General features: G+C 68.0%; 23 protein-coding genes and 1 pseudogene. 8 read left to right on the plus strand and 16 right to left on the minus strand.

What is annotated here, in order from left to right; genetic code table 11:
* Window positions 1–99 precede the first annotated feature (99 nt).
* Together ACZ6N8_RS29375 and ACZ6N8_RS29380 are read left to right on the plus strand one after the other, a co-directional pair.
* Window positions 100–372, plus strand: a complete 273-nt coding sequence (locus tag ACZ6N8_RS29375) for a hypothetical protein (RefSeq protein ID WP_466014081.1) — start codon at window positions 100–102, stop codon at window positions 370–372.
* A 610-nt stretch (window positions 373–982) separates the two neighbouring features.
* Complete coding sequence (locus tag ACZ6N8_RS29380; RefSeq protein WP_466014083.1) at window positions 983–1,960, plus strand: GNAT family N-acetyltransferase; 978 nt, start codon at window positions 983–985, stop codon at window positions 1,958–1,960.
* Window positions 1,961–2,182: 222 nt separating this feature from the next.
* Here the strand turns inward: ACZ6N8_RS29380 and ACZ6N8_RS29385 are convergent, their stop codons facing one another.
* From ACZ6N8_RS29385 to ACZ6N8_RS29410, 6 genes are all read right to left on the minus strand, one after another.
* Entirely contained in the window at window positions 2,183–2,956 is a 774-nt protein-coding gene (locus tag ACZ6N8_RS29385; RefSeq protein ID WP_466014085.1) for an AAA family ATPase, read from the minus strand.
* 659 nt (window positions 2,957–3,615) lie between these two features.
* A complete protein-coding gene (locus ACZ6N8_RS29390) occupies window positions 3,616–3,852 on the minus strand; it encodes a hypothetical protein (protein WP_466014087.1) in 237 nt (78 codons plus the stop codon).
* 435 nt (window positions 3,853–4,287) lie between these two features.
* The gene (locus ACZ6N8_RS29395; protein ID WP_466014089.1) at window positions 4,288–5,133 is read right to left on the minus strand and encodes a DUF1963 domain-containing protein; all 846 of its coding nucleotides are present in this window, start codon (window positions 5,131–5,133) and stop codon (window positions 4,288–4,290) included.
* Between the two features lie 365 nt (window positions 5,134–5,498).
* Window positions 5,499–5,930: a hypothetical protein gene (locus tag ACZ6N8_RS29400; protein ID WP_466014090.1), complete on the minus strand. Its 432-nt coding sequence runs from the start codon at window positions 5,928–5,930 to the stop codon at window positions 5,499–5,501.
* Between the two features lie 381 nt (window positions 5,931–6,311).
* Window positions 6,312–6,893 (minus strand): HD domain-containing protein, encoded by a 582-nt coding sequence (locus tag ACZ6N8_RS29405; protein WP_466014092.1) that lies wholly within the window; start codon window positions 6,891–6,893, stop codon window positions 6,312–6,314.
* 344 nt (window positions 6,894–7,237) lie between these two features.
* A complete protein-coding gene (locus tag ACZ6N8_RS29410; RefSeq protein WP_466014094.1) occupies window positions 7,238–8,497 on the minus strand; it encodes a glycoside hydrolase domain-containing protein in 1,260 nt (419 codons plus the stop codon).
* 452 nt (window positions 8,498–8,949) lie between these two features.
* Between ACZ6N8_RS29410 and ACZ6N8_RS29415 the strand changes: the two genes are divergently transcribed.
* The gene (locus tag ACZ6N8_RS29415; RefSeq protein WP_466014096.1) at window positions 8,950–9,681 is read left to right on the plus strand and encodes a response regulator transcription factor; all 732 of its coding nucleotides are present in this window, start codon (window positions 8,950–8,952) and stop codon (window positions 9,679–9,681) included.
* Window positions 9,682–9,755: 74 nt separating this feature from the next.
* The gene (locus ACZ6N8_RS29420; RefSeq protein WP_466014098.1) at window positions 9,756–11,114 is read left to right on the plus strand and encodes a HAMP domain-containing sensor histidine kinase; all 1,359 of its coding nucleotides are present in this window, start codon (window positions 9,756–9,758) and stop codon (window positions 11,112–11,114) included.
* Between the two features lie 57 nt (window positions 11,115–11,171).
* Here ACZ6N8_RS29420 and ACZ6N8_RS29425 read toward each other — a convergent pair whose 3' ends face one another.
* The 4 genes and pseudogenes from ACZ6N8_RS29425 to ACZ6N8_RS29440 form a co-directional block, all read right to left on the minus strand.
* The gene (locus ACZ6N8_RS29425; protein WP_466014100.1) at window positions 11,172–13,166 is read right to left on the minus strand and encodes an MMPL family transporter; all 1,995 of its coding nucleotides are present in this window, start codon (window positions 13,164–13,166) and stop codon (window positions 11,172–11,174) included.
* 903 nt (window positions 13,167–14,069) lie between these two features.
* A complete protein-coding gene (locus ACZ6N8_RS29430; protein WP_466014102.1) occupies window positions 14,070–15,215 on the minus strand; it encodes a hypothetical protein in 1,146 nt (381 codons plus the stop codon).
* Window positions 15,212–15,784, minus strand: a complete 573-nt coding sequence (locus ACZ6N8_RS29435; protein WP_466014104.1) for an RNA polymerase sigma factor — start codon at window positions 15,782–15,784, stop codon at window positions 15,212–15,214. The genes ACZ6N8_RS29430 and ACZ6N8_RS29435 overlap by 4 nt, the downstream gene beginning before the upstream one ends.
* A 144-nt stretch (window positions 15,785–15,928) precedes the next feature.
* Window positions 15,929–16,146 (minus strand): annotated as a pseudogene (locus ACZ6N8_RS29440) (IS5/IS1182 family transposase); the annotation flags it as partial.
* Window positions 16,147–16,448: 302 nt separating this feature from the next.
* Between ACZ6N8_RS29440 and ACZ6N8_RS29445 the strand changes: the two are divergent.
* Entirely contained in the window at window positions 16,449–17,630 is a 1,182-nt protein-coding gene (locus ACZ6N8_RS29445; RefSeq protein ID WP_466014106.1) for a M23 family metallopeptidase, read from the plus strand.
* Window positions 17,631–17,802: 172 nt separating this feature from the next.
* On the opposite strand, the gene ACZ6N8_RS29450 is transcribed toward ACZ6N8_RS29445, so the two are convergent.
* Both ACZ6N8_RS29450 and ACZ6N8_RS29455 read right to left on the minus strand, forming a co-directional pair.
* Window positions 17,803–18,621: a hypothetical protein gene (locus ACZ6N8_RS29450; protein WP_466014108.1), complete on the minus strand. Its 819-nt coding sequence runs from the start codon at window positions 18,619–18,621 to the stop codon at window positions 17,803–17,805.
* A 196-nt stretch (window positions 18,622–18,817) separates the two neighbouring features.
* Window positions 18,818–19,654 carry an SDR family NAD(P)-dependent oxidoreductase gene (locus ACZ6N8_RS29455; RefSeq protein ID WP_466014110.1) on the minus strand — a complete coding sequence of 279 codons (837 nt, stop codon included), beginning with the start codon at window positions 19,652–19,654 and terminating at the stop codon, window positions 18,818–18,820.
* Window positions 19,655–19,658: 4 nt separating this feature from the next.
* Here ACZ6N8_RS29455 and ACZ6N8_RS29460 point away from each other — a divergent pair, with 4 nt between their 5' ends.
* The gene (locus ACZ6N8_RS29460) at window positions 19,659–20,129 is read left to right on the plus strand and encodes a winged helix-turn-helix transcriptional regulator (RefSeq protein ID WP_466014112.1); all 471 of its coding nucleotides are present in this window, start codon (window positions 19,659–19,661) and stop codon (window positions 20,127–20,129) included.
* 179 nt (window positions 20,130–20,308) lie between these two features.
* Here the strand turns inward: ACZ6N8_RS29460 and ACZ6N8_RS29465 are convergent, their stop codons facing one another.
* On the minus strand, window positions 20,309–21,397 hold the full coding sequence (locus tag ACZ6N8_RS29465; protein WP_357986520.1) for an epoxide hydrolase family protein: 1,089 nt from the start codon (window positions 21,395–21,397) through the stop codon (window positions 20,309–20,311).
* A gap of 210 nt (window positions 21,398–21,607) precedes the next feature.
* Between ACZ6N8_RS29465 and ACZ6N8_RS29470 the strand changes: the two genes are divergently transcribed.
* Complete coding sequence (locus ACZ6N8_RS29470; RefSeq protein ID WP_466014115.1) at window positions 21,608–22,192, plus strand: dihydrofolate reductase family protein; 585 nt, start codon at window positions 21,608–21,610, stop codon at window positions 22,190–22,192.
* A gap of 161 nt (window positions 22,193–22,353) precedes the next feature.
* Here the strand turns inward: ACZ6N8_RS29470 and ACZ6N8_RS29475 are convergent, their stop codons facing one another.
* The 3 genes from ACZ6N8_RS29475 to ACZ6N8_RS29485 all read right to left on the minus strand — a co-directional run bounded on the left by ACZ6N8_RS29475 (window position 22,354) and on the right by ACZ6N8_RS29485 (window position 24,799).
* A complete protein-coding gene (locus ACZ6N8_RS29475; protein WP_466014117.1) occupies window positions 22,354–23,361 on the minus strand; it encodes an RNA polymerase subunit sigma-70 in 1,008 nt (335 codons plus the stop codon).
* Window positions 23,362–23,561: 200 nt separating this feature from the next.
* Window positions 23,562–24,023, minus strand: coding sequence for a nitroreductase/quinone reductase family protein (locus ACZ6N8_RS29480; protein WP_466014119.1), 462 nt, complete (start codon window positions 24,021–24,023; stop codon window positions 23,562–23,564).
* Window positions 24,020–24,799 carry an SDR family NAD(P)-dependent oxidoreductase gene (locus ACZ6N8_RS29485; protein WP_466014121.1) on the minus strand — a complete coding sequence of 260 codons (780 nt, stop codon included), beginning with the start codon at window positions 24,797–24,799 and terminating at the stop codon, window positions 24,020–24,022. Before ACZ6N8_RS29485 ends, ACZ6N8_RS29480 begins: the two co-directional genes overlap by 4 nt.
* Window positions 24,800–24,927: 128 nt before the next feature.
* On the opposite strand from ACZ6N8_RS29485, the gene ACZ6N8_RS29490 reads away from it, so the two are divergent.
* Window positions 24,928–25,584: a TetR/AcrR family transcriptional regulator gene (locus ACZ6N8_RS29490; RefSeq protein WP_466014123.1), complete on the plus strand. Its 657-nt coding sequence runs from the start codon at window positions 24,928–24,930 to the stop codon at window positions 25,582–25,584.
* The last annotated feature ends 34 nt before the right edge of the window (window positions 25,585–25,618 follow it).

Genomic DNA, 25,618 nt, shown 5'->3' on the forward strand with positions numbered 1-25,618 from the left:
TTCGCCACCGCGGCAGTATCCACGGCGGCCATCGATCCTTCGGACATCAGGTGCTGCTCCTTGATCAGGAGTTACACCGTTCGTCTTACAGTCCCCATCGTGGAGAACGGCACCCCGAGCGGGTCACCGCGCACCGAGCAGGCACAGTGCGACTCACTGTCGGACATGCTCGGCGTCATCCTCACCGAACAAGAGTGGATGAACATCACCCACTACGAACTGTTCAGCCTCAGGGACGCCGACAGCAGCTCCACGGAACCCTTCGGGACACTGGGCATCGTCACCGACACCTACCGACCCAAGCCCGCCCTCGCCGTCTACCGCGACATCGTCCGCAGCACTGGCCCGCTGCCCGTCACCAGACATCCCTGAGCGCGGCGATCCGAACGCAGCGAGGCGGGTAGCCGACCTGCGTCCACGAGCAGTTCACCGACCGGATGGTTGACGGCTAGCGCGTTGGTTTCGGCCCAGGTGCCGTTCGTGGAGTACTTCTTCGACCTGTTTGACGATGAGGTGGACGTGATCCTCGCGGCCCCGCAGACCGGCCACTTCACCGGGGCCCAGGGGCGCGAGAAACTGGTCGGGTTCTTCAGCGTGTTCGCACCTGGTGCTAGCCGGCTCGACATGGTCGAGGTGATCGCCAAGACCGTCGCCGAGGATCGCGTCGTCTTCGAGGACTGGGCTCGGGGTGTCTTCTTCAATGAGCCATACGCGCCCGGCACCGCATTCACGTTAGGGTCCGGAACGGCAAGGTCGTCGGCTTCCACGAATACAACCGACTGCTCGACTGAACACCACCCGTCGGGGCGCTTTGACCAGGGAGATGCTGAGCCGCCAGGGACTGGAAGCCGGCGACCGGACCATCCAGCCGTTCCTCTCTTGACTGTGGACATGCCTGATCTGTGTCCAGCCGCGCCCTGCCAACCCGACGCTGCGCGACCGGCCCCCCACGCGAGGCGTTGGCCCGATAAGATGACCGTCGATGAAGATCCCGCCTTGGAAACCCGCCACGCTGGCCGATGCGGTGTCGCTGGCAGCCCTGTTCCGACGAGTCGAGGCGGTTGCGCCCGTCGGCCTCGAGCAGCACGCCGATGACGTCACGACGCGGCTGGCGGCTCTCGGGCCGGAACTCGGGTCGGGTACCCGGGTCGGCCGCGATGAGGACGGGGACGTCGCCGCGTACGGGGAGGTCGCGGAGATGGGCGAGGTCGATCATGTCCTCCGGATCCGGCTGGCCAACGTGGTCCGTCCCGACACCGCGAGCGACGTCCGTGCGGAGTTGTACCACTGGCTCCTCGGACAGGCCCAGCAGGTGCGGCAGGCCCGCGGATCCGCGCAGGCGGCCGTCCTCGGCACCCGGTGCGCCGAGAACGATCGCGTCGGACGCGAGCTGCTGGCCCGGCACGGCTTCGAGTTGGTCCGGCACGAGCGGGACCTGGTCCTGGCGCTGCCGGAGTCGCTGCCCACAGAAGTGCTGCCGCCTGGCCTGGTGTCGAGCCCGGTCGACGAGCGCTACGAGGAGCTGGCGCGGCTGGCCCACAACGAGGCCTACGCCGACAGCCCGTCCGCGATCCGACCAGACCCGCGCACCTGGCCAGCGCACGCCATCGCGCACCCCCGATTCCTGCCCGACCTGTCCTGCCTGGTGCTCGTGGAGGCGGACGGGGCCGAGAACCCGGTGGCCGGCTTCCTGTTTGCGCTCGCCGACGACGACACGGAGAAACCCACCGCAGTGCTGCACTGTCTGGGCAGCCGAGTTTCCTGGCGCCGCCGTGGCCTCGCCACCGCCATGATCACACACGCCCTCCGCAGGGCTCGTTCCGCAGGCTTTCACCAGGTTCGCCTCCGGGTGAGTGACACCAATCCGGCGGCTCTCGCGCTCTACCGCAAGCTCGGCTTCGTCGGCTCGGGGCGCGGGTACGCGGTGCTGATGCGACGCCTCGGCCCTGATCCCAGCTGACACTGCGTTGCTCGGCTCACTCGACCGGGCAGACGGCGTGACAGCGACTTCGGCGAGCTCGCGACCGGACGCCTGGCCATCGCCCGCGAGCGACCACGAAAGAGGGCATCGATCGCCATTACTCGACCATAATCCCAGTTCATGGCCATCCCGGAAGGCGCGGACACGGGACCGGGCGACCGGAGGCCGACCAACCCACCAGGCTCTTTGTCTCGCCCGGGTTCAGTTGCCATCGCGGAACAGGTGGTGCAGGTAACGCTGCGGGTTGGACAGAAACGAGCGGGTCAGTACTACCGGCTGAGCATCGTCGTAGTCGACGTGACGGATAACGCCCTCGGGTTCGATCTGCAGGATTCTGGCGTGCGGGACGGCCAGCAGGATGGGGGAGTGGGTGGCGATGACGAACTGTGCACCAGCCTGAGTGAGGTCGCGAATGCGAGCAAGCAACGCCAGGCAGCCATGCACGGACAGGGCGGCTTCCGGTTCGTCGAGCAGATACAGGCCCTGAGGCTTGAACCGGTAGGTGGCCAGGTCGAGGAACGACTCGCCGTGGGATCGTTCGTGCAGGCTGGTGCCACCGTAGCCGTCCACGACACCAAGGCGGTCGACCTCGGTGGCCACGTTGTAGAACGACTCGGCCCGCAGGAAGAACCCGGTGCGCGGCTTCCTGGTGCCGCGTACCAGTCGTAGGTGTTCACCAAGAGACGACTCGGTGGCCCGCGTGCTGAACCGAAAGTTGGCGGATCCGCCCTCGGGGTTGAACCCCGCCGCTACCGCGATCGCCTCGATCAGAGTTGACTTGCCGGTGCCGTTGCCTCCGGCCAGGAACGTCACCGCCGGATCCAGCTCCACTTGGCCGGCCGCCCGTAGGCCGGCGACGACGGGCAGCGTAAACGGATAGGCGGACCGGTCCGCGTCGTCATCGGTCAGCTCCACGCAGCGCAGGAACCCACTGCTGTCTCGACGCGAGTCCGAATCCTCGTCTCCACTGGCCATCAGGTTACCCCTTCGCGCCGCCGTTCTGTCTACCATTTCGACCGTGTGTGACCAGGCCGGAAGATGCTCCGACGGTACGCCCGTTACGCGGCTTCTGCTGTCACCGTCCGCAGGCAGATGCTGCCGCCCTTGCTTAAGCGCGCGCGGGACGCGGGCGAGGATCTGTACTGCTGGTGCTGCCTGTGACTTGCAAGGGAGCGGTGCCAGGCCCGGATAGGTGGAGCGGACTGGGAGCAGCGGGGCACCCTGAACGGCCTTGAACTGCATCCAACGGCGTTGAACGGCGCTCAAATGCACCCACCCCTACCTGTGACTACACGTTCAGGCAGGTCAGAGCGGGCCCGGCGTCCTGTTTCACACCGAAGAGGTCGCTGGTTCGATACCAGCATCGCCCACTCTCAGTTCTTGCAGGTCAGAAGCCCGTTGCCGGAATAGCCGGTAACGGGCTTCGCTGTATGTGCCGCTTACATTGGGAGCAGCGCGGTTGGCTCTGGGTTCGGACCGCCATGAGCCGGCCGCTGTGAGACCTGATTTGCGGTCCCGAGCGGGCCTGCTGGCTAGTTGAGGAGTCGGGGCGACCGCTGCCGGTGCCGCGTGGCGATGGGTGTCCCCGGTTATGGCTCATGGGTTGACTGGTGGCCGACGGTCCGGTGGTTGGCTCATTCGGCGGTCCACATTGCGAGGTCGTGTACCCAGGTCTCGGTGCTCTGCCGGGACTTGGCCGCCCACTTCGTTGCGTTCCGTGACGCGAAGTGGTCCAGGACCTTACGGTCAGTCGCAGTCCATGCGGGAAGCTGCGCTAACCATTCTTCCGCCTGTTCGGCGCTGTGTCCGCTGCCGATCAGCCACTGGACGAGCAACGCGAGTTCGCCCCATGCGGCGGCTTTGGTTGCCACGCCCAATCGACGATCCGTAGGCCGAGTGGCGTCACGATCAAGTTGGCCGGGTCGAGGTCGGAGTGGATAAGTGTCTCGCCGTCCATCGCGGGGTGTGCGAACCCGAGCCGGGCTGCGGGGGTGAACCACATCTCGCCGGGCGACAGGTCGGGGTGGGGACCGGCAAGATGCTCGGTCCCCACCACCAGCCAGCCATCGGACTCGAAATGCCACAGGACTGCCGGCGGGTGCCGGCCGATGGCCCGGGTTGTCGCCAGTTCGAAGCGCAGCGACGCTCAAGTCGCCGGCGGCCGCCTTGACGAAGATCCGCCCAGCGGGTCCGGTCACCGTCGAGGCGATCGCGGGCGCAGCAGGCCGAAGGTGGTCCGTTTCGTCTCAATCGTCGTTCAGATTTCGGCGAGCGTCAGCGTGACGTGCGCCGCCTGCCGCATCGGATCACGCTCCGTCCAGGTGGACGTAGACTCGGTCGAAGCGCAGTTTGGCCAGATCCTGGCGCGGAATCACCCAGCTGATGAGGTTCTGCTCCCCGCCGTTGACCATGTCGGTGCCATCCGCCGAGGCCAGCAGAACCCAGTCCTCGTCCTTCGGTGGTTCCGTGCCGGGGACCGGCGGCCGTGCGCCGCCGATCGAAGCCGTCGGATCGGCGGCCCCCAAGGCTGCGTCAATGGGACCGTTGTTGAGCTCGATGGGACAGCCGCCCAACTGCACCCCCCTTTCGCCGAGCGGGTATTCCTGCGATTCTTCCCACGCCCTGGCCAGGTCCTTGCCGCGCGGATGCTCGGGGATGTTGCTGTCGTCGGCAGGGTGGAGAGGGTGATAGGGGACGATCGTCAGACGCAGACTCTCCACGGGCCACGGGCCATCTCCGTCTTCATTGTCTTCGTTCTCGTCTTCGTCTTCATCGCTCCAGGGCCGCTCGGCGACGGCTGCTCCGGCGGGGACATACAGCACCGTGCCTCCAAAATCGCAACACCCGTCGCCGTCGTCGTTGGAGAACAGCAGCAGCTGACCGTCGGAGGGCAGGGGCAGGTCTGTCGCCTCGGCAGGCAGGGCCGCGCAATCGATCGAGGCGACAAGAGTGAACGGTGGGTGGGGCACGTCGGCCGGAAGCCACGGGTTGCCACCCCACCGGCCCGCCACCGGCCCGTCTCCGCAAGGGAGGAGCGTCGCAAACGGGCGGAGGTCGCTAATCCATCGTTCGACATCGGCGGGCGGAATGCTCTGCTCGGCCGCCTTGGCGCGGAACGGATCGATAAACTTTTGCGAGTACGTGGAACTCATGCGCGCGCAGTGTAGAGATGAGCCCCGACAGGCCAGGGTGAGGGTGGCTGTGGATCACTGCCATGTCGTCCACAGGACGCGACAGAGGCCTTAAGCAAGCCCGACAAGGCGCGGCGATCGTGGGCGTGCTTCCCGATCGATCGATGCGGCTGCGGGAGCCAGCGCTGGCGCCAATCAAGGTACTGGGCCGGCCTTCTCTGCATCTCCGCGACCTTGCCGTGCGACACCCGTACCGGCGGCACCCGGCGCACCTTGCCGGAGCCGGTGACGACCTTGACGAAGGGGGTCAGAACGCCGTCGATCGGCCGCTTGGAGGAATCCAGACGACGCTTGCCTGGGACCGTTCAAACTGTTGATCATGGCGATCATCGGCCGACGGCCTTCCCGGCGGCTTGGATGAAGCGGTCCACCGATTCGCGGTGTGCTCTCCAGGCCGCATCGACAAGATCGTCCTTCCGACCTGGCAACCGCCACGCCCTGCCCAGCTGCTTTCCAGCAGCATCCAACGTATCGACAGCGGCGGCAAGGCGTCGATCGGGGCAGAGGATCCGCAGACGGGCTTCAGCTAGGCGATACTGGTGGAGATCCCAAGCTGCAACCGCGCCGACGGCATCAAGGTGGCGTTCTTCCCATACGCGGTTTCGATAGTCTTCGGAGAGCGCCACCACCGCGGCACAATGATCGAGAAGCGCCGCTCTGGCCCGTTCCCTGGTGTCCGAACGGCGGAGTAGGTACTGGCCCAACAACGCCATCGCGGCGCCGGCGAGAGCGCCCAATAGACCAATCCAAGCTGCCACAGTGTGACGGTAGGTGGTAGCGGCAACACCCTTGGCGGCCCGTCGTTTGATGGAGACCTTCGGCGACGGTGCCACCGGAGACCGCGTTGTCAGGAATGACGACCACAAGCGGGCCAATTCGAACCTCTGCCGGCTCCTTCGGGAGTTCAACGGGCAGCAAGCACCGACGGCCGACCAGCGCTAAGCGGTGGTGGTCTCGTTGCTGTCGACAGCAACGGGGCGGGACGAGGGCAGCCTACGGCAGCCGGGCGCGGACAGCCGTCCGAGGTCGGAGACGCGGACGGACCCTTCCGGACGGAGCACCCAGAACTTGCAAGCGAGGGGTCAAGGCCGGCGGGGCCATGAGCCCCTCGACGGTAGATCTAGGGATGTTCCTTTGACTTACTCCGGCAGCGGTGGAGGGGTGAGCCAGGCGAGGGGTTGTCCGCTGAGAGCGGCGTCGGCGAGGCGATGGGCACTCGCTGTCTTGAGCGCCGCTCGTGAACTGTCGATCCAGCGCTGCACGTCGTCGACGCCCTGGTGGCGATACTCGACGGCCTGGACGAGGCATTCCAGCTTGTCAGCGTCACGAGCGACGATGGCTTCGAGGGTCTCACCCCCCTCGTACTCGGCAACTGCGGAGTTGATGGCGTCGGCGACGGCCGGCGGGCAGGCAGCGACCTGGTCGGCGGTCACGGCGGTGTTGGGTACGGCGGTCAGGTAACGCTTGGCGATGTGCGGGATGTCGGTGATCCGGGTTTCCTGGGTGTCGTGCAGGACGCACAACATGGACACCTTGGCCGGGTCGGCACCTTCCATGGCCGCGAGCATCATCCCGATGAGTGCGGTCCGGAACGAGTGTTCGGCAATGGACTCGGGGTGCTTGACGCCGGCGGACCACCAGCCGGTCCGGGCGGCACGTTTGAGGACACCGGCCTCGAAGATGAAGGTCATCGCTCCGGCGGCGTCGCGATCCTCGGTCATCTACCCGTCCCCGCTGCACAGACGCTTCCTCGGCTGGCTTCGGTGAGCATCCTGCGGCCCGGCGACGAGAAGTTCCACTACAGCGACGGCTCCCACAGGTGGATCCCACCGGACCCGGACTACGACCAGGAGGTCTGGGACGAGCAGGTCCGCCAGGGGAGGTGGCCATCCTGCTGCCGTACACCGGAATCGGGTAGATCTCCATCGTCACCGAAGAGCGGGCACGCCGGAGCACCTGCATGGCGGCCCGCGGGTGGACGTCCAGGTCGACCAGCAGCGTTGCCAGGTGCGGCGCTGCGGTCCATGTCGACAGCCGGCGGGCGTCAATTGTCCAGTGAGCGAGTTCAGACCCGGGTGATCCGTACGGCGTCGGCGACCACGAGGCCGGTGCCGCTGGTCCAGCGACTCACGCCGACCTTGTTGCCCGTGCCCGCCGCCAGGGTGAACACGCCGATCGAGACCCACCTACCGCCGTTGACCCGCTGGTTGACGGAGACGGACCTGCTGCCTGTGGTGGTCTCCACAAGGTATGGCGTCTGGTTGTTGTAGCCCGCGTCGGCCGGGTACCACACCGAGATCTCATAGCTTCCGGTCGCCGGGATTGTCGACCGGAACCAGGCGACGTCGCTTGACGACACCGGACTGGTGAACCGGTAGTCGGTGCCGAACCGTTGGCCGGAGTAAGCCGACGTGCCCCATTCAGTGCTCGCGGTGAACCCGCCCGAGGCGCTGTTGTCGATGGTCGTGGTCCACTGCTGCGGCGGGGTCTGCGTAACCCTCACGTCGAGGTAGTTGCGGTCGATCTTCATCGTGACGCCACCCCACGTCTCGGTGACCTCCCCGGCGTACTGGTGTACGCGTTGCTGGTTCGCGTAGTAGGCATCGGCGCAGTAACTTCCGGCGTCCGTGTCAGCCACCCCGTTCCACCAGGCGATCCAGATCTGGTCGAGTCGCGTGTAGCTCGGGTTGTCGTATGCCTCGCAGACGTCCTTGATGCCCGACGAACCGCTGGAGTACATGCCGGCGAGGTAGCCCCGTACGTGCAACTGCTCGGTCCAACCGGACAGGAACGACAACACGGCGGCCCGGCACGACGCGTTCGACGGGTACTGCTCGATGTCGTTGTAGATGGTGCTCGCAGTGCCGATGCCCAGTGCCTGGGCGGCATTCGCGGCGCTGTTGGCCGCGGAGACGCCTTGCGACCGGGCGGTGGTGGGATCGGCGGACATCTTCGGCGTGCGGGTGCCGCACGGTGCCTGGTAACCCAGTTCGATGGGAATCAGCCGCCATCCGTTGCTGGTCTGGTTGGCCACCCAGCTTGCGGTGAGGTTGGGCTGGGAACAGGAGCGGCTCGCCCCGCTGATGTAGATGCCGACCGCGCCGTAGGGCGAACTGGCCCGCCACGCGTTCATCGTGGCCTGTGACGGAGCGGCGCAGGTGTCGAATCCCCGGCCGGTGAAGGTGCCGGGTTGCGGGCCGGTGGCCAGCGGCGTCACTGCGGTTGATGCTTGTGTGGGTGTCGCGGCCACAGCAATCGACTCGGCGGGCGCCACGATCACCGCGGCAACGGTGAGACTCGCCAGCCACCCGGCAGTGACTCTCACGTCGCCTCCATGTGAAGAAATTATTGCCTGGGAACGGGCAGTGCGAAAGATTTCTACCATGAATCGATGAGCAGCAATAGAGGGCCGCCCGGCTGCTCGGCGTTCCAGCCGCACCGCAGACGGAGGCGGGTCGGGGTTCGTCCGGGCCGCTGATCCTCATGGTGACCGGTCTGCTGTACACCGATGTCCGGTCGCCGACTTCCGCCCTGCCGGACCAGTGGCAGGGCCCGTTGGCAGAGACGTCGATCCCACTCGCGATGCCGTGACCAGCGCATCCTCTGTGGCGACCTCTTCGGCACACCCGAAGGCATCGACCTTCGAAGGTTCAGGTCATCACCCCGGGACGCACGCTCGCTCATGCCGGCAACAGCGCACCTGATCATGGCGATGGGAAGCTGCGGTCCACCGTGCGCCCAGACCTTCTAATCCTGGCCTCAGGTTGATCGGGGACCATGAGCGGCAAAAGCATCGACTGGAAGGGGCGCGTCGGCGTGCGGATCATGATCGCGGATGATGAAGCGGCCATCCGTGAGTCGCTGGAGCGGGTTCTCCAGGTCGAGGGTTACGACACCAGTACCGTCGCCAACGGTCTCGCCGTACTCGACGGGGTCGGTCGGGCCGGCGGTGACACGCTGGATCTGTTGATCCTCGACGTGATGATGCCCCGCCTCGGTGGGCTGGAGACCTGCCGGCGGTTGCGGGCGGCGGGTCGGGATCTGCCGGTGCTGATGCTGACCGCTCGTGACCAGGTCTCGGACCGGGTCGCAGGGCTGGACGCGGGCGCCGACGACTACCTGCCCAAGCCGTTCGCCACCGAGGAGTTGCTGGCCCGGGTGCGGGCCTTGCTGCGCCGGCGCACGCCGGGCGACGGGGAGTCGCAGGTCCTGTCGTTCGCCGACGTCCGGCTCGATCCCGACAGGTTCGAGGCGTGGCGGGGCGGGCGGCCACTGCGCCTGACCCGGACCGAGTTCTCCCTCCTGGAGGTTCTCGTGCGTAACGCGACCCGGGTGTTGACCCGCGACGCGCTGTTCGAGGCGATCTGGGGCTTCGACATGAGCGCCACCGCCAACAACCTCCAGGTGTATGTGAGCTACCTGCGCCGCAAGATGGAGGCCGAGGGTGAGCCGCGATTGATCTACACGCTGCGCGGCCTGGGATACACGTTGCGGGAAAGCCCTCCGTGAGCAGGCCCGCCGACCGAGAACCGCGCCGGCTGACCCGATGGTGGCGCCGGCGGTCACTGCGGACCAGGCTGACGGTGATCGCGGCGACGGCCATCGCGGTCAGCGTGTTCATGGCCTTCCAGGTAGCCAGCGAGCTGCTGGACTGGGAGCTGCGGGACACCGCCGAGGATCAGCTGCGCGCCGACTCCCACGTCCTGGCGACGGACGCGGAGCGCGCCGGTCTGGCGCAGGTCCAGCTACCGCCGTACCCCGGATCCGGTCGACTGGTGCGGGTCATCCTGCCCGACGGCTCGACCCGGACGCCGGCCGGCCAACCCGCGCTGCCCCCGGTCAGCCAGCACGCCGGGCGCGTGGCGCAGGGCGCGTCGGCCGACCTGATGGAGTCGAACGACATCGACGAGGACGGCTACCTCATCTACACGCTGCGGGCGGGCGACGGCGCGGTCCAGGTGGCCCGCGTCGCCGACGACAGCCCGATCAACCGGTTCGGGTTCGGTATGCTGCTGATCGGGCTGCTCTGCGTGGTCGGCGGCGCCCTTGTCGGGCGGACCGTGGCGCGGGCCGGGCTGGCACCGATCGACCGGCTGACCGCCGCCGCGGTACGCGTCGCGCACACCCAGGATCTCGACGCCGACATCCCGGATGAAGGCGGCGGGGAGATCCGGCGGCTGATCCGGTCGATCAACGACATGCTCGCCGCGCTCCGGGACTCCCGGCGGTCCCAGCGGCTGCTCGCCGAAGACGCCGCCCACGAACTCAAGACCCCGCTCACCAGCCTGCGCCTCAACGTCGAACTGCTGATCCGGCTCGATCGGCGCGGCACCCTGGACAGCGCGCTGCCGGCGGAGAGCCGGACCCGGCTGCTCAACGACCTCGGCGCCCAGGTAGCCGAGTTGAGCACCCTCGCCGCCGAACTGACGGACCTGGCGCGCGGTGACGTCACCGACGAGAGCACCGACCTGCTCGACCTCGCCGACGTGGTGGTGGCCGCCGCGACCCGGGCGCGTTCCCGCGTGCCCGACATCGAGGTCGCGCTCGACGTCACCTCCGTGTGGGTGAGCGGGCGTCCCGCTGCGCTCCAACGGGCGGTGCTCAACCTCATCGACAACGCCGGCAAGTGGTCTCCCGCGGACCAGCCGGTCCAGGTCCGGCTCCGTGCCGAGGGCGCGTCGGCGGTGCTCGAGGTCGACGACGCCGGGCCGGGCATCGACGCTGCCGACGTACCGCGGGTGTTCGACCGCTTCTACCGTGCCGACAGCGCCCGGGCGTTGCCAGGATCCGGTCTGGGGCTGTCGATCGTTCAGCGGGTCGTCGACGCCCACGGCGGCCGGGCCACCGTCGCCCGCTCCGCACGCGGTGGCGCGCTGCTTCGGATCGACCTTCCGGCCGCGGCCCCGCCCGGTCGAATCACGCGGCCCACCGCCGGGTCATGAAAAAGATCCGGGACGGGGCCTGAGGCTCCGTCCCGGATCTCGCCCGTGCCGCCGCGCTCACCGTGGCAGCGCGGGCTCCTCGTCGTCGGCGAGCGACTGTTCCCCGTCCGGCGGCTCCACCGGTCGGGACAGCCGGCTCGGCCACCACATCCGTCGGCCGATCAGCAGGGTGAGGGCGGGCACCAGGACCGATCGCACCAGCAGGGCGTCGAGCAGCACGCCGAAGGCGACCAGGAACCCGACCTCGATCAGCATCACCAGCGGAAGTGAGACGAGGACCGCGAACGTGGCCGCCAGGACCAGGCCTGCCGAGGTGATGACGCCACCGGTGGCGGAGAGGGCCTTGAGCATGCCCTCTCTGGTGCCGAGACGCACGGCCTCCTCCCGGGCACGGCTGGCCAGGAAGATGTTGTAGTCGACGCCGAGCGCCACCAGGAACAGGAATGCCAGCAGCGGCACCGAATAGTCGATGCCCTTGAACCCGAGGATCGTGTCGAAGACGAACACGCTGCCGCCGAAGGCTGCGGCGAATGAGACGACCACGGTGGCCATCAGGACCAACGGGGCCACGACGGCGCGCAGCAGCAGCCCGAGCACGATCAGGACGACGGCGAGCACCAGCGGGATCACCAGCTTCTCGTCGCGGCTGGTGGTCACCTCGGTGTCGAGGTTCTCCGCACTCGGCCCGCCGACGATCGCCTCCGCACCGCTCACCGCGTGCACGGCGGTGCGCACCCGCTTGATCGTGTCGTACTCCGCGACGGTGTCCGGCGCGTCCGTCGGGAACACGGAGATGTCTGCCCAGCCACCCGTGGTCTGACCCGGGATGGCCATGGCCACACCACGGGTGCCCTTGACGATGTCGAGCACCCGCTCCTGGTACGCCGGCCGGATGAAGATCGTCATCGGCTGGCCGCCGAGCTCCGGGAAGTGCTGGCGGAGAACGGTGAAGCCGGTGACCGACTCCGGCGCGGACAGGAACTGGTCCTGCTCCCGCAGGGCGCCGGTATTGCCCGCCAGCCCGAGGGCGAGCAGGCCGAGGACTCCGAGCGAGCCGAGCGTCGCCATCCACCGGCGGCGGCTGATGGCGGTGCCAAGCCGTCCCCACAGCCCCGGCTTCTGCTCGGCGGTCGTGCTGAACCGCGGGATGGCCGGCCAGAAGATCCGCCTGCCGAGCACCACGAGCACCGCCGGGAACAGCGTCAGCATGGCCACCAGCGCGCACAGAATGCCTGCCGCACCGATCGGGCCCAACCCGCTGGTGCTGTTCAGGTCCGCGACGAGCAGGCAGAGCAGGCCGGCGACCACGGTGGCCGCGGACGCGACGATCGCCGGCGCCGCGCCGCGCAACGCGTGGACCATCGCAACCCGGACGTTCTCGTGGTGGTGCAGTGCCTCCCGATATCGAGCGATGAGCAACAGCGCGTAGTCCGTGCCGACGCCGAATACCAGGATCGTCAGCAGCGCCGAGTTCTGGTCGTTGACCACGATGCCGAAGCCTTCGACGAGCAGGTAGACGGTCGCCATCGCGGTCAGTGCGGCCGCGCTTACCACCACCAGCGGGATGAACCACAACACCGGGCTGCGGTAGGTGAGGATGAGTAGGAGCGTGACGACGACGATGGTGGTGAGGAAGACCTGCAGGTCGATGCCGTCGAAGACGGCGTCCATGTCGCCGTCGACCGCAGCCGGGCCGGTCACGTCGAGTTCCAGGCCGGCGGGGCGGTCCATCGCGGCGTCACGCAACGGCCCGACGACGGCCTCCGGTGCGCCGTAGGTCGTGCTCACGTCGAGGGTGAACATCATCGCCTTGCCGTTGGTGGAGAGTCTCGTCGGTGGGCCCTCGTCGTCCTCGCCGGCCGGGGCCGCCACCTTCGGCGGGTACCGCTTGGCAAGGGTGTTGTAGTGGCGCTCGACCGTCGCGCGGTCGGCGTCGGTCATGCCGCCGGCGCGGTGGTACACGAACACGAACGTGTTGTCCTCACCGCCGGGGAGACTGTCTTCCAGCACCGCCACCTTGGTGGACTCGGCACCGGCCGGCAGGGTGTCCACGGCTCTGTCGGTAGTGACCGAGCTCAGCTTTCCGCTCAACGGCACCATGACCGCCGCCAGCGCCACCCACAGGCCAATCACCAACCACGGCACCCACCGGCCTGCCAACCGACCGGCCGGCGCTTCCCCGGACGGCGCTGCGTTGACTGCCATCACTAGCCTCCTACAGACGGGTCACATCGCTTATCTGATGCCGACTTCGTACCGAGCGAATCTGAGACGACTGTTAAAACGGCGCTCAGGCCGGTTGGCCGAACCAGGTGCCCAGCGCACGCGCCACGGTGGTGGCGTCGAGGGCCTGCCCGGTCGGCAAGGCCCAGGCGACACAGCCGTCGGGCCCGGATGAGCAACGCGTTGACGTCCACCGGGTCCGTGCGGGCAGCGACGGTGTAGACCCGTCCGGTCCACGCGGTCGCGGCGGTGTCGATCGAGCGGGTCCGGGACGACATCGTGGTGGGACGTCGGTGCCGCTCACCCGCCGAATGTCCTGCAGTCCCTCGACGTGAGCGGCTGCACCTGCCGCGGCCGCACCACGTTGACACCACCCTTGACCAGCAGCCGACGCCGCTACACCGCCGCGTGCACCCAGGCACCTCGCTCTTGTCCGGCTATCCGCCGCCCGATGCCTTGGCGTGGCCTGGCGCAGTTGGCAGGCACATGACGCTCGACGCAGGGCTTGACCGGGCGTCACTCGGCGGTGCGCTCGGTTCGAGGCTCGACGTTGCCGACGTTTACGGTGATACCAGCCCGATGGTGAGCAGCCTTCTGCCAGGTGCACACAACCCTCGGCCGTGCGAACAACCAAAAAACGGTGCGGGCCGCCTCCAGGCGGCCCGCACCGTTACCGAACGCCGGGCGCATTACGCCCGTCTGCCGGAATGCTGGCGGGTGGGAGTTCCCGGCCTACAGGTCGGCCTTCGTCACACGGGAGGATTCGTACGTCGTGAAGGCCTGGGGGAGGCCCGGAACGGTGGAGACGTTCTTGACCAGCATTCCGGTCTTGGCGTCAATGGTCAGCACCTCGCTGACCTCGCCGCCGAACACCTCGGGGCCGGCGGTGATCGTCAGCGTGGCCTTGCCGTGGGTGGTCGAGTTCTTGACGCTGACCCCGGAGACGGTGGACAGCAGACGCAGCACACCGGCCCGGACCTGCGTGTTGCCGTCGCCGGCGGACAGCGCTTGGGTGCTGTACGTCCACAGGGCGTTGTCGAAGTGCCGCTGAACGGCCTCGGGGCTGTACGGCTTCGGCTTGGCGTTGCCGCCCTTCTGCTTGATAATCACCTGGGCGGCCGCCTGCTGCTTGTCCCACACCGCCTTCTGCGCCGCGGGGTCGAGGCCCACCAGCGGATCCTTGGCTGCCTTGAGCATCTGGGTCCGTCCGTCGGCAGGGCTGCTGTCCGCCGCGGCGACGGCTGCCTTGAGGAGCGGAGCGTAGCCGCCGTCCGTCATCTGATCCTGGTGACGGGCGATCGCCCGCTTGATGTCCTTCACGCTGTTGCCCGAATAGATCGCGTGACCGTCGGTGTACAGCGTGTAGACGACCTGCATGGTCTTGGTGCCGTGGACCTGCGTCGCCTTCACCAGCCACGCGTCGCCCGCCGACGGGGCGACCGTCTTGATGGACCCGGCCAGGGTCATCAGCGGCGCGCGCTCGGCGGACCCGTCGACGGTGGTAGAGCCCGAGGTGGCGGCCGACGAATCCTTGCCGGCCTCCACGCCCCCGGTCGCCGGCGAGTTGAGCACCACAGCGACAACTGCCGCCGCTGCGGCAACCCCCACCCCGGCGCCGATGCCCAATCGGCCCGCGATACCGACCCGGCGGCGGCGCTGAATCGCCGGGCTGGATTCGTCGTTCCGCGTGGTTGTCGTCGTTTCCATGGTTGAAGTCGCCTCCATAGTCGTGTCCTCCGCTGATATCGCGCCCAGCAGCCGCACGGTTCCGGGGTCGGCCATAGCCGCCCGCAGCATCGCCCGCGCCCGCTGATACGCCTCCGGGCGGAGTGGTTCTGCGCTGCCCAACGCACCGACCAGATCGAGCTCGTCGGTCATCGGTGTCTCTCCTTCGCGCTGTTGCGGTCCTTCAGAAGCGCGGACACCCCCGGCGCGTCGCGCAATGCCGTCCTGGCCTGGCTCAGCAGCCGCCGCGCGGTGCCGGCCGGTATGCCGAGTGCCCGCGCGGCGTCGGCCGCGGTCAGGTCCTCCCAGGCGACAAGCCTCAGGACCTCCCGCTCTTCGGGTTTGAGCCGCGTCAGGGCCGACCGGAGCACCGCCCGCGCGTCCACGCCGAGGTCCACCGCCGACCACGGATCCCATCCAGTAGCCACGTCCGGCACGTCCGCGACCAGGTCCTCGGCCGGCCGGGACCGCCAGTAGCGCCGCAAGCGATTCAATGCCACCCCGTACAGCCACGGCCGCGCATCGTTGTACGACCGGTCGTACAGTCGCCGCGACTCGAACGCCGCGACCCAAACCTCGCCCAGCAGGTCCTCAGCCGCCTCCCGCCCCGCCCGGCGAACGAGGTACGAACCGACGGCGGCCTCATGACGCTCGACCACCTCCACGAAGGCGTCGACATCGCCATCCAGCGACCGGCCTATCAAATCCGCATCCGAAGCCATGGCCCTCCTCGGCAAAGTCCGCGCTTCAACCTGTCATTGCCGATCAGTCGGGGAAGTGTTCAGGCACCGAGGTCCGAGGGCGAGCGGAGTTGTCGCCGCACCTGCTCCGCGGATTGGCCGTCAAAGTCGATCTCACGTCGCTTCGGGCAGTGCGGCCGAAGCCCAGACGAGACGCCCGGCCGCGTCGGCGATGACCTGGACCTTCACGCCATGGCGTTTGTGCTTTCCGGAGGAGCACGGCTTCTGCTCGGCGACGCGGTCGATCGGGATCAGCGTGCCGCCCAGTATCGCGTAGGCAAGCCGCCGTATGCGTTTATGGGGGTGTCCAGGTCTTCTGCAGTCGCGCTGAGCAGGACGATCGCTGCCCGTGGCGCTGGTCTAGCTCGCTCACCTCGTGGTGATCGGCGGCCCGCGGTCGGGTCGCCGTAAGGCGTACCGGCAGGTACCGCAGACGCCTGCGCCCACCTTGGCGCTCCACCCGTCGCCGACCGAGGGTGAACAGTCAGTGCAGGGGTTCGCCGGACCGTAGTCCGTCGACGAGGAGCGCGACCATGCGCCGGCCGTAGTGGAACAGGTAGACAGGTTTTCATATACGTACATCGATCTCTCGTATATCGTCCTCCAGATATGTGTCAGCCTCTCAACCCCCTCTGGAGAGGACATGATGAGTACTCGACCCTGGCTCGGTACCGTCCTGGCGGTCCTACTCGTTGCCACCATGACCAGCACCGTGCCGAGCGGCGCCCACGCCGCGCCGGCCAACGACGTCACCACCGCCGTACAGCAGAAGCTGCTCGCGGAGGCCGCAGTCGCGGCGGACCAGGCGTTCCGGACCGCCGACGTGGCCGACACCCGGGTGACCGTCACCCGCAAGGACGGCCGGGCCTGGGCCTTCGGCACCGCCGTGCTCGTCGCCCCGCAGGGAGAGGATTTCCACCCGTCCGGTTGGCTCTTCGTCGCCCGGCAGCAGCGCGGCGGCTGGCAGGTCGCCTTCGAGGGCGAAGCCACCTTCGCCGAACTGACCGCGGCCGCGCCCGCCTCCGTCGTCGCCGAGCAGGAGAGGGACACCTTCACCGCTCCGAAGACGATGGCCGCCAACGGGGACTTTCGCACCGGCATGCGCCTGCCGTTCACCGTTGGCCAGTCCTGGATCCTCCGGGGCGGCCCGCACGGCTGGTCCGGCTCCCCGCGACCGTTCAGTTCCATCGACCTCTACGGCGGTGACGAGCGGGTGCTGGCCGTGCGTGCCGGCACCGCGTACACGATGTGCAAGGGCTGGATCCGGGTGGTCCACGACCGGGGGTACGCCACGGACTACTACCACCTCTGGAACAACATCAACGTCGACGGTGCCTCCGTCTCGGCGGGCACCTTCCTCGGCAACACCGGCACCGACATCACCTGCGGCGGGAGCGCCAGCAGCCGGCACGTGCACCTGGGGCTGCGGCAGAACAGCGCGTACGTCGCGGTTGCCACCCACAACCTCGGCAAGTGGGTGCCGCGAGAGGGCAGCGCGGCCTACGAGGGCTACGCGCTGCACGGCTCGAAGCGCGTGAACGTCAAGGGCACGCTCTACAACTACGGCGCGCTCGGCTTCACCGAGGGCATCGTCGACAGCAACGGCGGCACGTCGGTCAGCCGGCGGTCCGGGCCGGGCACCGGGTACAGCGTCGTCGGCTCGATCGCGGACGGCGCCACGGCGGCGGTGGCCTGCTCGGCGAACGGCACCACCCAGAGCGGCCGCTGGGGCACCACCACCCTGTGGAACCAGCTCACCGACGGCACCTGGATCCCCGACGCGTACCACTACACCGGAGCGGCCAACCCGGTCAACGGCTGGTGCTGACGCCCCGAGCCACCCGGCGCTGGTGACCGGCAGCGCCACATCGACGGCCGGGGCGGTCACCCTGCGACGCGGCGAGGTGGGAATCGCCGCGTCGCAGGGACATGACCGACGATCTGGTAGGGGACGCTCCGCTCACGGGGACGCCGCCTGCGGGGCTGTCGGCGTGCCACGATCAACTCCAGGTAAAGCCGGCGAACTGTTGCTTGAACTGCTTCAGAGTCAAGCCGTGGCCCTCTGGTGGTTCGAGCGACAGGGAGTAAGTGACCTGCCCGACCTCCCACCAGACCGTCCAAGAGCCCGTTGTGTCGTAGCTGGTGATGATGCCCCGTCCTGAACGGACCGGGACCGTGGCGATAGTGGCCGATCGGTGTGCGCTGGTCGTCGGCTCCGCGTTGATGACCAGCATTGTGCCGCCAGGGCCTCTGTAGCGCTGAGACCAGCGTGCGTCGCGGGACGTCAGGTGTCCGCCGGAAGGGTCCCACCGCTTGTCTGCAAGGACGTCCGGCACATCTCGTTCGTAGTACGTCGGATGCGGCTGCGGGGTGGTGGCGTCGCGCAGAACTCTGTCACCCAGGGGTTCTTGTAACGACACGAAAGCCTGCGCGGCGTCACCGGTGACGGGGCATTCTTCTTCGTCTGCTCGTACGGCGCTCATGGTCACCGAAATGACCACCTGGGTGCCATCCTGGTGGGTGATCGTCGCTTGCGGTAGAAGCTCGGGCTCCCCGTCGCAGATCACCCTGTCCATGCTGGTGGCCACGGTGATCGAGGTGTCATTGCGAGCGACGAGCGCTGCGACCCATGGCAGCGCAACGGGTCCTCCCGGTGTCGAGCCTCGGGTTCCGTTTTGTGGTGCCGCCGACGCGGGGGATGTCGCCTCCTGCGGAGGCTCGGCTGCGGCGTCTCGGCGATCTGTTCCGCAGGCACCGCACAGCAGCGTGACGAGCACTGCTGCGGTGATGCGCACAACCTTGCGCGAGCTACTCAGCACGGCCCGAGCCTGCCACGATGTTCAAGCTGCCGCTGACCCCTCGCCGCATCCTGGACGTGACTCCGATCTGCGGTTCAGCCCCGACAGGGACTGTTGAGCGTGACGCTGCTCGGGCCGCGCGAGGTGGAGCGCCACGAACGCGAGGATCACGGACCTACAGTCGTTTGAAGCCGCGATGGCGGGAGTCACCATCTCCCTACGGACAGGGGAACACCTCATTCAGAAGTTTCTCCGTGAGGTCCATCAACCGCTCGGCGTCGCGGGGGTCGAGGGTCGGAAAACTGGGTGGAAGTAGCTTCCCCCGGTCTATGGCGGTCACCGGCGCGGCCGGCGGCGCATCCACGAACTGGTGAATGGGCGCCACTGCGTCTGCGACAGGTCGGGCCGCCACCGCTGCCACCGCCAGCAGCCCTCGGACCACCAGCGGGAGGGGGCTTCGGTCGCCGCTCCTGGTGAATCCGGGATGGTAGAGCACGTACCGGGCGCGGCTGCCGGACCGCTGGCCGAAGCCCACGCCGAGCAGGTCGATTGCTCGACCGGCCTGCAGCTGTGCGGCGATGGCCGAGTAGCCCGACGCCAGCTGCAGGTCGGCCCAGTGCAGCCGGCCTTTGGTGACCCCGACACCAGCGACGTTCACGATCACCGGCGCGGTAGCCCGATCCAGGGCCGGGCGCAGGCCGAAGCTGAGCAGATATCGACTGAGGTAGTAGAGCGCGAACGTGCGCTCCAGGCCCTCGGCCGTCACGATGCGTCGCGGTGCCACAGCATTGGCGAACAGCGCCAGCGCGTCCACGACCTCGTACTCGGTAAGGATGTGCTCGATGACCTGCCGCGTCTCGGCCATGCTGGACAGGTCGACGCGAAGGAAAGCGATCGAGCCCCCGGCCAGGGCCTCGCCGCGTTCACGGCTGCGGCCGAGCACCAGGACGCGATCGCCGCGCTCGGCCCGCCCCAGGGCCAACGCACGTCCCATCCCGTTCGTGCCGCCGCTGACAACCACGACGCCCATCTCGTCCCCCTTATCGTTGCTCATCGGCGTGCTCATTCTGGGCAGCCCGCCGACGGAGGCGAAAGAAGGCATCTTCATGTCCATAAGTAACATCGGTGTGAGTGCCTCACTGCACGACCATCGCCTGCCGATGCCCGTTCCGGTCGGCGAGTACGAGCGTTGTCCGGTCACCGACGTGCTGCGCCGGGTGAGCGACAAATGGACCCTGTTGCTGGTCACGATGCTCGGCCGACATCCGTACCGGTTCAACGAGTTGCATCGGGCCGTGGAGGGCATCAGCCCGCGCATGCTCACCCGAACCTTGCGGACGCTGGAGAGTGACGGCCTCGTCGAACGTGAAGTGTTTCCGACGTTGCCGCCGAGCGTCGAGTACCGGCTGACGCCGCTCGGCGTCAGCCTTCTAGAACCGCTCTCCGCGTTGGCCGACTGGGCGGTCGTCCACCACGCCGAGATCGCTGCGGCACGTCAGCGGGCGGAACACTCGGTCGCGCGTACCTGATGACGGCCAGGCGACCTGCGTCCGCGAGCAGTTCGCCGACCGGATGACTGACGGCTAGCGGGCGGTCTTCGGCGCTGTGGACGCTGCCGATCAGGCATCGGACGAGCAACGCGAGTTCGACCGGGTACGCGCGACCGGTCCGCCACCCGCGCGGAACTGCCGCCGGTCGAGTTCCGGGATCACCGCAGCGCGCTGAAGAAGGCGCGCAGGTCGGCAGCGAGCAGGTCGGGCTCCTCCTGGGCGAAGAAGTGGCCGCCGACCCTGGGCTCGTGCCAGTGGGTGAGGTTGGCGTAGGTGCGTTCGGCGAACGACCGGGGCAGGCCGGCGTCCTCCACGCTGACCGTGATACCGGCGGGCACGGCGACCATTGGCAGATGTGGGGCCAGACGGTCGTCACGGTAGGGCCGGAAGGACGTGCCGATGCAGTTGGTGACCCAGTACAGCATCACGGTGGTCAGCAGTTCGTCGAAGCCGAACCGGCGGGAGATGTCGCCGCCACAGTCGCTCCAGCGCTGGTACTTCTCGATGATCCATGCGGCCAGTCCGGACGGCGAGTCGCTCAGCGCGGCCGCAAGGGTGTCGGGCCGTGTTTCCTGGAGGATTCCGTAGCCCCAGTCATCTTGGGCCTTCGCGTCGAGCATGGCGATGAACGCCTCCTCGGCTGGGCTGAGGTCGCCCCTGCGGTCCGCTGGCGGGAACTTGATGTGCTGCGAGAAGACCCCGATGACCCGATCTGCGTGGCGGGCGCCGAGCCACGTCGACACGCCGGACCCGATATCGCCACCGTAGGCGCCGAAGCGGTCGTAGCCCAGACGGGTCATCAGCTCAGCCCACACGTCCGCGACAGCCGCCTCGGTCGTCGGGCCCTCGGCGAGTGGTCCGGAGAAGACAAAGCCCGGCAGGCTCGGTATGACGAGGTCGAAGTCTGCGAGCCGGGAGACCAGGGGCAGCATCTCCGTGTACGTGCTGGGCCAGCCATGGGTCAGGGCCAGCGCCGTGGCGTCGGGCGATGCCGAGCGGACATGAACGAAGTGCACTGGCGTGCCTCGGATCGTGGTGACGAACTGAGGGTACCGATTGAGGGCACGCTCGACCGCACGCCAGTCGAATCCATCGAGCCAGTACCGGACCAGACCTGCCAGGTACCCAGGGTCGGTGCCGGCGGCCCACGGCTCTCCTGGGGCGGCCGGCGCGAGTCTTGTCCGCGAAAGCCGAGCCCGCAGGTCGTCCAGGACGGCTTCGGGCACATCGATGTGGAAGGGCGTCACCCGATCATGATTCCATCGCAAGGAGTCACTCGGCAGCCGCCCGAATGGGCAGAGGCCCGGACGACGCCACGGCCGCGCCCGGGATCGGGGGGAGCAGCAGTGTGAGCCGCCATTGCCCGCGTCGGGCCCACAGCCGTGAATGCGGGACTCCGATTAGGTTCCCGCGCCGCGCCCGTCTGTACCTGTGAGATCGACCTACGGGAGGCTGGCATGACGCGGAAACTGACCTTTGGCATGAATGTGACCCTGGACGGCTACATCGCCGCGCCCGGCGGCCACCTTGGCTGGAGTGGGGGTGACGGGCCGGACTCGTCGTCGGGCGACGAACTGTTCCAGTGGTGGTCCGACCGGGTGGGGGCGACGGACCTGGCGCTGTATGGGCGCAAGCTGTGGGAGGCGATGAGTTCCCACTGGCCGACCGCCGACGAGCAGCCCGGCGCCACGCAGGCGGAGATCGAGTTCGCCCGCCGCTGGCGGGACATGCCTAAGGTGGTGTTCTCCTCGACGATCAGCACGGTCGACTGGAACACCCGCCTGGTCACCGGCGACGCGGTCGCCGAGATCACTCGTCTCAAGGCCGAGGACGGCGGCCCGATGGACATCGTCGGCGCGACGCTCGCCGGGGCGGCCATGCGGGCCGGGCTGATCGACGAGTACATGCTGGTCACCTACCCGGTTCTGGTGGGCGGTGGCACGCCGTTCTTCACCGCGCTGGACAGCTGGGTGCACCTGAACCTTCTGGAGACGCGGGCATTTCCCGGCGGTGTCGTGCTGACCCGATACGAGACGAGGTGATGAGCACGCGTCAGCTGCTCGATTCGTGAGGCCAGATCGGAATCCTTACGAGGAACGACGGCGTCGTCGATGGTGACGATGTTCTTCGGGAGTGACGGCGCCCCGCCGGCAACGCCGGCGGGGCGGTGGCCTTCGTCTTGTGGACGAGGGGACCTGTGTGATCACAGGGTCTGGGGCAGGTCCAGCCATGGTTTGTCGCTGGCGTCGAATCCGGTGAGCTCGGCGATCTTCCCGTCGACGATGCGCAGGACCGCGATGGCGAACAGCCGGTGCTCCGGGTCGTCGGGGGTGCGGAGGTACAGCACGGCGGCAGGCGTGCGGTTGACCGTCGTCGTGACACCGCGCCAGTCGTCGTAGCCGGGCTGGAAAAGCCCATTGGCGACCCAGCCGTCCACCGCGTCCTTGGCCGTGATGACCGAGGTGCCCGCCTCGGGAAGCATCGCGAAGCGCAGGTCGTCGCGGAGCAGGGACATCAGCCCGTCGAGGTCGTTGCGCTCATGGGCCTCGATATATGACCTCACCACGGCGCGCTCGTCGTTCGACAGCTCGTGCGTGGCGGGGCTCCGCCAGTCGAGGCGGCGGTCGGGCAGCTGCTCGCGCATCGTCACGCGCGCACGCTGCAGGGCGCTGGTCACCGATGCGACGGTCAGCTCGAGGGCTTCGGCGGCCTTCGACGCCGGCCAGCCCTGGACGTCGCGCAGGATGAACACCGCCCGCTGCCGCGGCGGCAGGTGCTGGACGGCGACGATGAACGCCAGCTCGACCGTCTCCCGCGCCACCGCCGATTCCTGCGGGTCCTCCGGGAGCATCCGGTCCGGGTAGGGCTGCAGGTATCGCACTTCCGAGCCCACGCCCGGCCGCTCGGCAGTCACGGGTGTGCGGTCGTTGCGCTTCGCGAGGAAGTCGAGGCAGGCGTTCGTGGCGATCCGGTACAGCCAGGTCCGCAGGGCCGCGTGGCCCTTGAACGACTCCCGCTTGTTCCACGCCCGCAGGAACGTCTCCTGCGTCATGTCCTGGGCGTCCTCGTAGTTCGCGAGTATCCGGTAGCAGTGCACCTGCAACTCACGCCGGTGCCGCTCCGTGATTCGTGCGAACCGCGCCGTGTCGCCCGAGCGGACCGCCGCGATGAACGTGGCCTCGTTGGCGCCCAGCGGTCTAACGTCGGTCATGGTCGTCAATCCTTCCAGTGTTGCGAGAGAGCTACCAGGACTGACGACGTGGCGGACGATTTATGATCGGTGCTAAGAGACGCTTCCCGGGTCCGAGAGGTGGCTTTCTGAACACCAGGTCGATTTCGTGCCATGCGGTGGCTCCAGCATCTGTTCCGTTCGTTCCGATGACAGTGCGGTCTCGCAGCATGCGGGGCGGCTCAGTCGAAGTCGATTCGCATCAGCCTGCTCGCGGCCCAGTCCTCCAATCGGGTCGGCCTGATGGTGCCAGGGTCGTGGGGCTGGTTGAGGTCATCGACGATGGCCGCGATGACTGAGGTCCGTTCGGTGGGATCGGTGACCGTTGTCGCGTGCGCCGGCAGGTCTGCTCTGACGCCGTTCTTGAGGTGGAAGGTGAAAGCGGGGTTCGCTCGTAGGTTCGCGTACCAGCCGGTCGCGCCTCCGCCCGCTCCGCTGCACAGATAGGTCGCGCCGTTGGCGCGATAGAAGAAGATTTCGATACGGCGGGGTCGTCCCGTGCGCCGGCCGGTGGTGGTGATGTCCACGATTCGTTCGCGGGTTCCGGCCGCGGGTGTGATCTCGATGGCGCGCCTGACCTCTTGCGGCAGGTGCGCAAGTGGATCGGGTGCGCCGCTCTCACCACGCTGGTCTGCGAAGTTCATGCGGTCTCCTTCTGTAGAGCGGGGCCGAGGAGCAGTCCGCCGTCGATGACATACTCGGCGCCGGTGACGAAGGCCGCGTGCGGTGAGATGAGGAACAACAGCAGCGCAGTGATGTCCGCGGGCTGCCCCAGTCGCGGGACGGCGAACGGTTCGGGCGAGTAGAAGTCGGCGATCGGGGCGGCGCTGCCGGCCGCCGGCTCGGTGATGAACGGGGTGGCGACAACGCCGGGGTGGATGGCGTTGACGCGGATGTTGTCGCGGCCCAACTCAAGGGCAGCGGTCTGCGTGAGCCCTCGGACCGCCCACTTGCTCGCCACATAGGGCGCGTAGAAGGCGGTACCGCCCATGCCCATGGTGGAGGCGATGTTGACGATTGCTCCTCCCCCCGCGCGACGAAGCGCCGGTGCGGCCGCCTTGATGCCGAGGAAGGTGCCGGTGAGATTGATGTCGAGGATGCGATCCCACGTAGCCCGTCCGGTGGCCTCGATGAGGGCCGGCGGGTTCTGCACCCCGGCGTTGTTGACCAGGACGGTGAGCGCACCGAAGGCCTTCTCCGTCTCCGCGACGGCGGCGGCCCACGACTCCTCCTGAGAGACGTCGAGGCGGACGAAACGCGCCAGGTCTCCCAGTTCGGCGGCGAGGTCGGCGCCGCGCTCGGCATCGATGTCGCCGATGACGACGTTGGCGCCTTCGGCGTGCAGGGCGCGAACGTGGCTGGCTCCCTGCCCACCGGTGCCGCCAGTCACGAGAACTGTCTGATTGGCGAAGCGGGACATCTGATCCTCCACGTACGTACGAGGGGCGGCAACCCGTGGAACTGGGTGGTGAGTCGCGCGACTCACCACACCGAAGCTACGCCGCGGGGAGTGGTGAGTCAACCCACTCACCTCGCTATGATGGGCGCATGACCCCAACGCCGTCGGCTTATCACCAGCGCGTGGCGGAGGAGAAGCGCGCGCTCATCGTGCAGGCCGCTACTGAGCTCTTCCTCGAGTTGGGCTACGACCGGGCGTCACTGGCGCGTGTTGCCGACAGTGCTGGCGTGTCAAAGGCAACGCTGTTCAAGCAGTTTCCGACAAAGGCGGCGTTGTTCGACGCCATCGTCATCGACTCCTGGGCCGAGAACGACATCGCCGATGTGCCGCCCGCCGGCGACCTGACGGCCGGCCTGACGGTTCTGGGACGGCGGTACGCGACCCTGGTGAGCCAGCCGGAGATGAGGGACCTGTTCCGCATCGTCATCGCCGAACTGCCACGCTTTCCCGAACTGGCCAAAGCGCATTTCTCGCAGGGCAAACTGCCGTACTTCGAGTCTGTCCGGATCTACCTCCTGGCCGAGCGCGACGCGGGAGTGGCGGATATCGCCGACCCGGAGCTGGCCGCCACGCAGTTCCTCGGGATGATCTCCAACTATCTGTTCTGGCCGAGCCTTCTGCTCCCGGACTGGACGGTGAGCCCTGAGCGCACAACCACGGTTGTGGAAGAGGCCGTTCGAACCATGGTTGCCCGGTACGGCGTCGATGCTCACCACCGGGACCGCGAGGCGCAGGGCCGCCGATAGGTCCTCGCCACAGACCTCAGGCGTTGGCGCACGG

The sequence above is a fragment of the Micromonospora sp. NPDC047521 genome, assembly GCF_055587305.1.

What these genes read in the sequence shown, in the direction of transcription:
- ACZ6N8_RS29380 (WP_466014083.1), top strand. Translation starts at nt 983, where the DNA reads ATGAAGATCCCGCCTTGGAAACCCGCCACGCTGGCCGATGCGGTGTCG.
- ACZ6N8_RS29385 (WP_466014085.1), bottom strand. Translation starts at nt 2,956, where the DNA reads ATGGCCAGTGGAGACGAGGATTCGGACTCGCGTCGAGACAGCAGTGGG.
- ACZ6N8_RS29395 (WP_466014089.1), bottom strand. Translation starts at nt 5,133, where the DNA reads ATGAGTTCCACGTACTCGCAAAAGTTTATCGATCCGTTCCGCGCCAAG.
- ACZ6N8_RS29405 (WP_466014092.1), bottom strand. Translation starts at nt 6,893, where the DNA reads ATGACCGAGGATCGCGACGCCGCCGGAGCGATGACCTTCATCTTCGAG.
- ACZ6N8_RS29415 (WP_466014096.1), top strand. Translation starts at nt 8,950, where the DNA reads ATGAGCGGCAAAAGCATCGACTGGAAGGGGCGCGTCGGCGTGCGGATC.
- ACZ6N8_RS29430 (WP_466014102.1), bottom strand. Translation starts at nt 15,215, where the DNA reads ATGACCGACGAGCTCGATCTGGTCGGTGCGTTGGGCAGCGCAGAACCA.
- ACZ6N8_RS29435 (WP_466014104.1), bottom strand. Translation starts at nt 15,784, where the DNA reads ATGGCTTCGGATGCGGATTTGATAGGCCGGTCGCTGGATGGCGATGTC.
- ACZ6N8_RS29445 (WP_466014106.1), top strand. Translation starts at nt 16,449, where the DNA reads ATGAGTACTCGACCCTGGCTCGGTACCGTCCTGGCGGTCCTACTCGTT.
- ACZ6N8_RS29455 (WP_466014110.1), bottom strand. Translation starts at nt 19,654, where the DNA reads ATGAGCAACGATAAGGGGGACGAGATGGGCGTCGTGGTTGTCAGCGGC.
- ACZ6N8_RS29470 (WP_466014115.1), top strand. Translation starts at nt 21,608, where the DNA reads ATGACGCGGAAACTGACCTTTGGCATGAATGTGACCCTGGACGGCTAC.
- ACZ6N8_RS29475 (WP_466014117.1), bottom strand. Translation starts at nt 23,361, where the DNA reads ATGACCGACGTTAGACCGCTGGGCGCCAACGAGGCCACGTTCATCGCG.
- ACZ6N8_RS29480 (WP_466014119.1), bottom strand. Translation starts at nt 24,023, where the DNA reads ATGAACTTCGCAGACCAGCGTGGTGAGAGCGGCGCACCCGATCCACTT.
- ACZ6N8_RS29485 (WP_466014121.1), bottom strand. Translation starts at nt 24,799, where the DNA reads ATGTCCCGCTTCGCCAATCAGACAGTTCTCGTGACTGGCGGCACCGGT.
- ACZ6N8_RS29490 (WP_466014123.1), top strand. Translation starts at nt 24,928, where the DNA reads ATGACCCCAACGCCGTCGGCTTATCACCAGCGCGTGGCGGAGGAGAAG.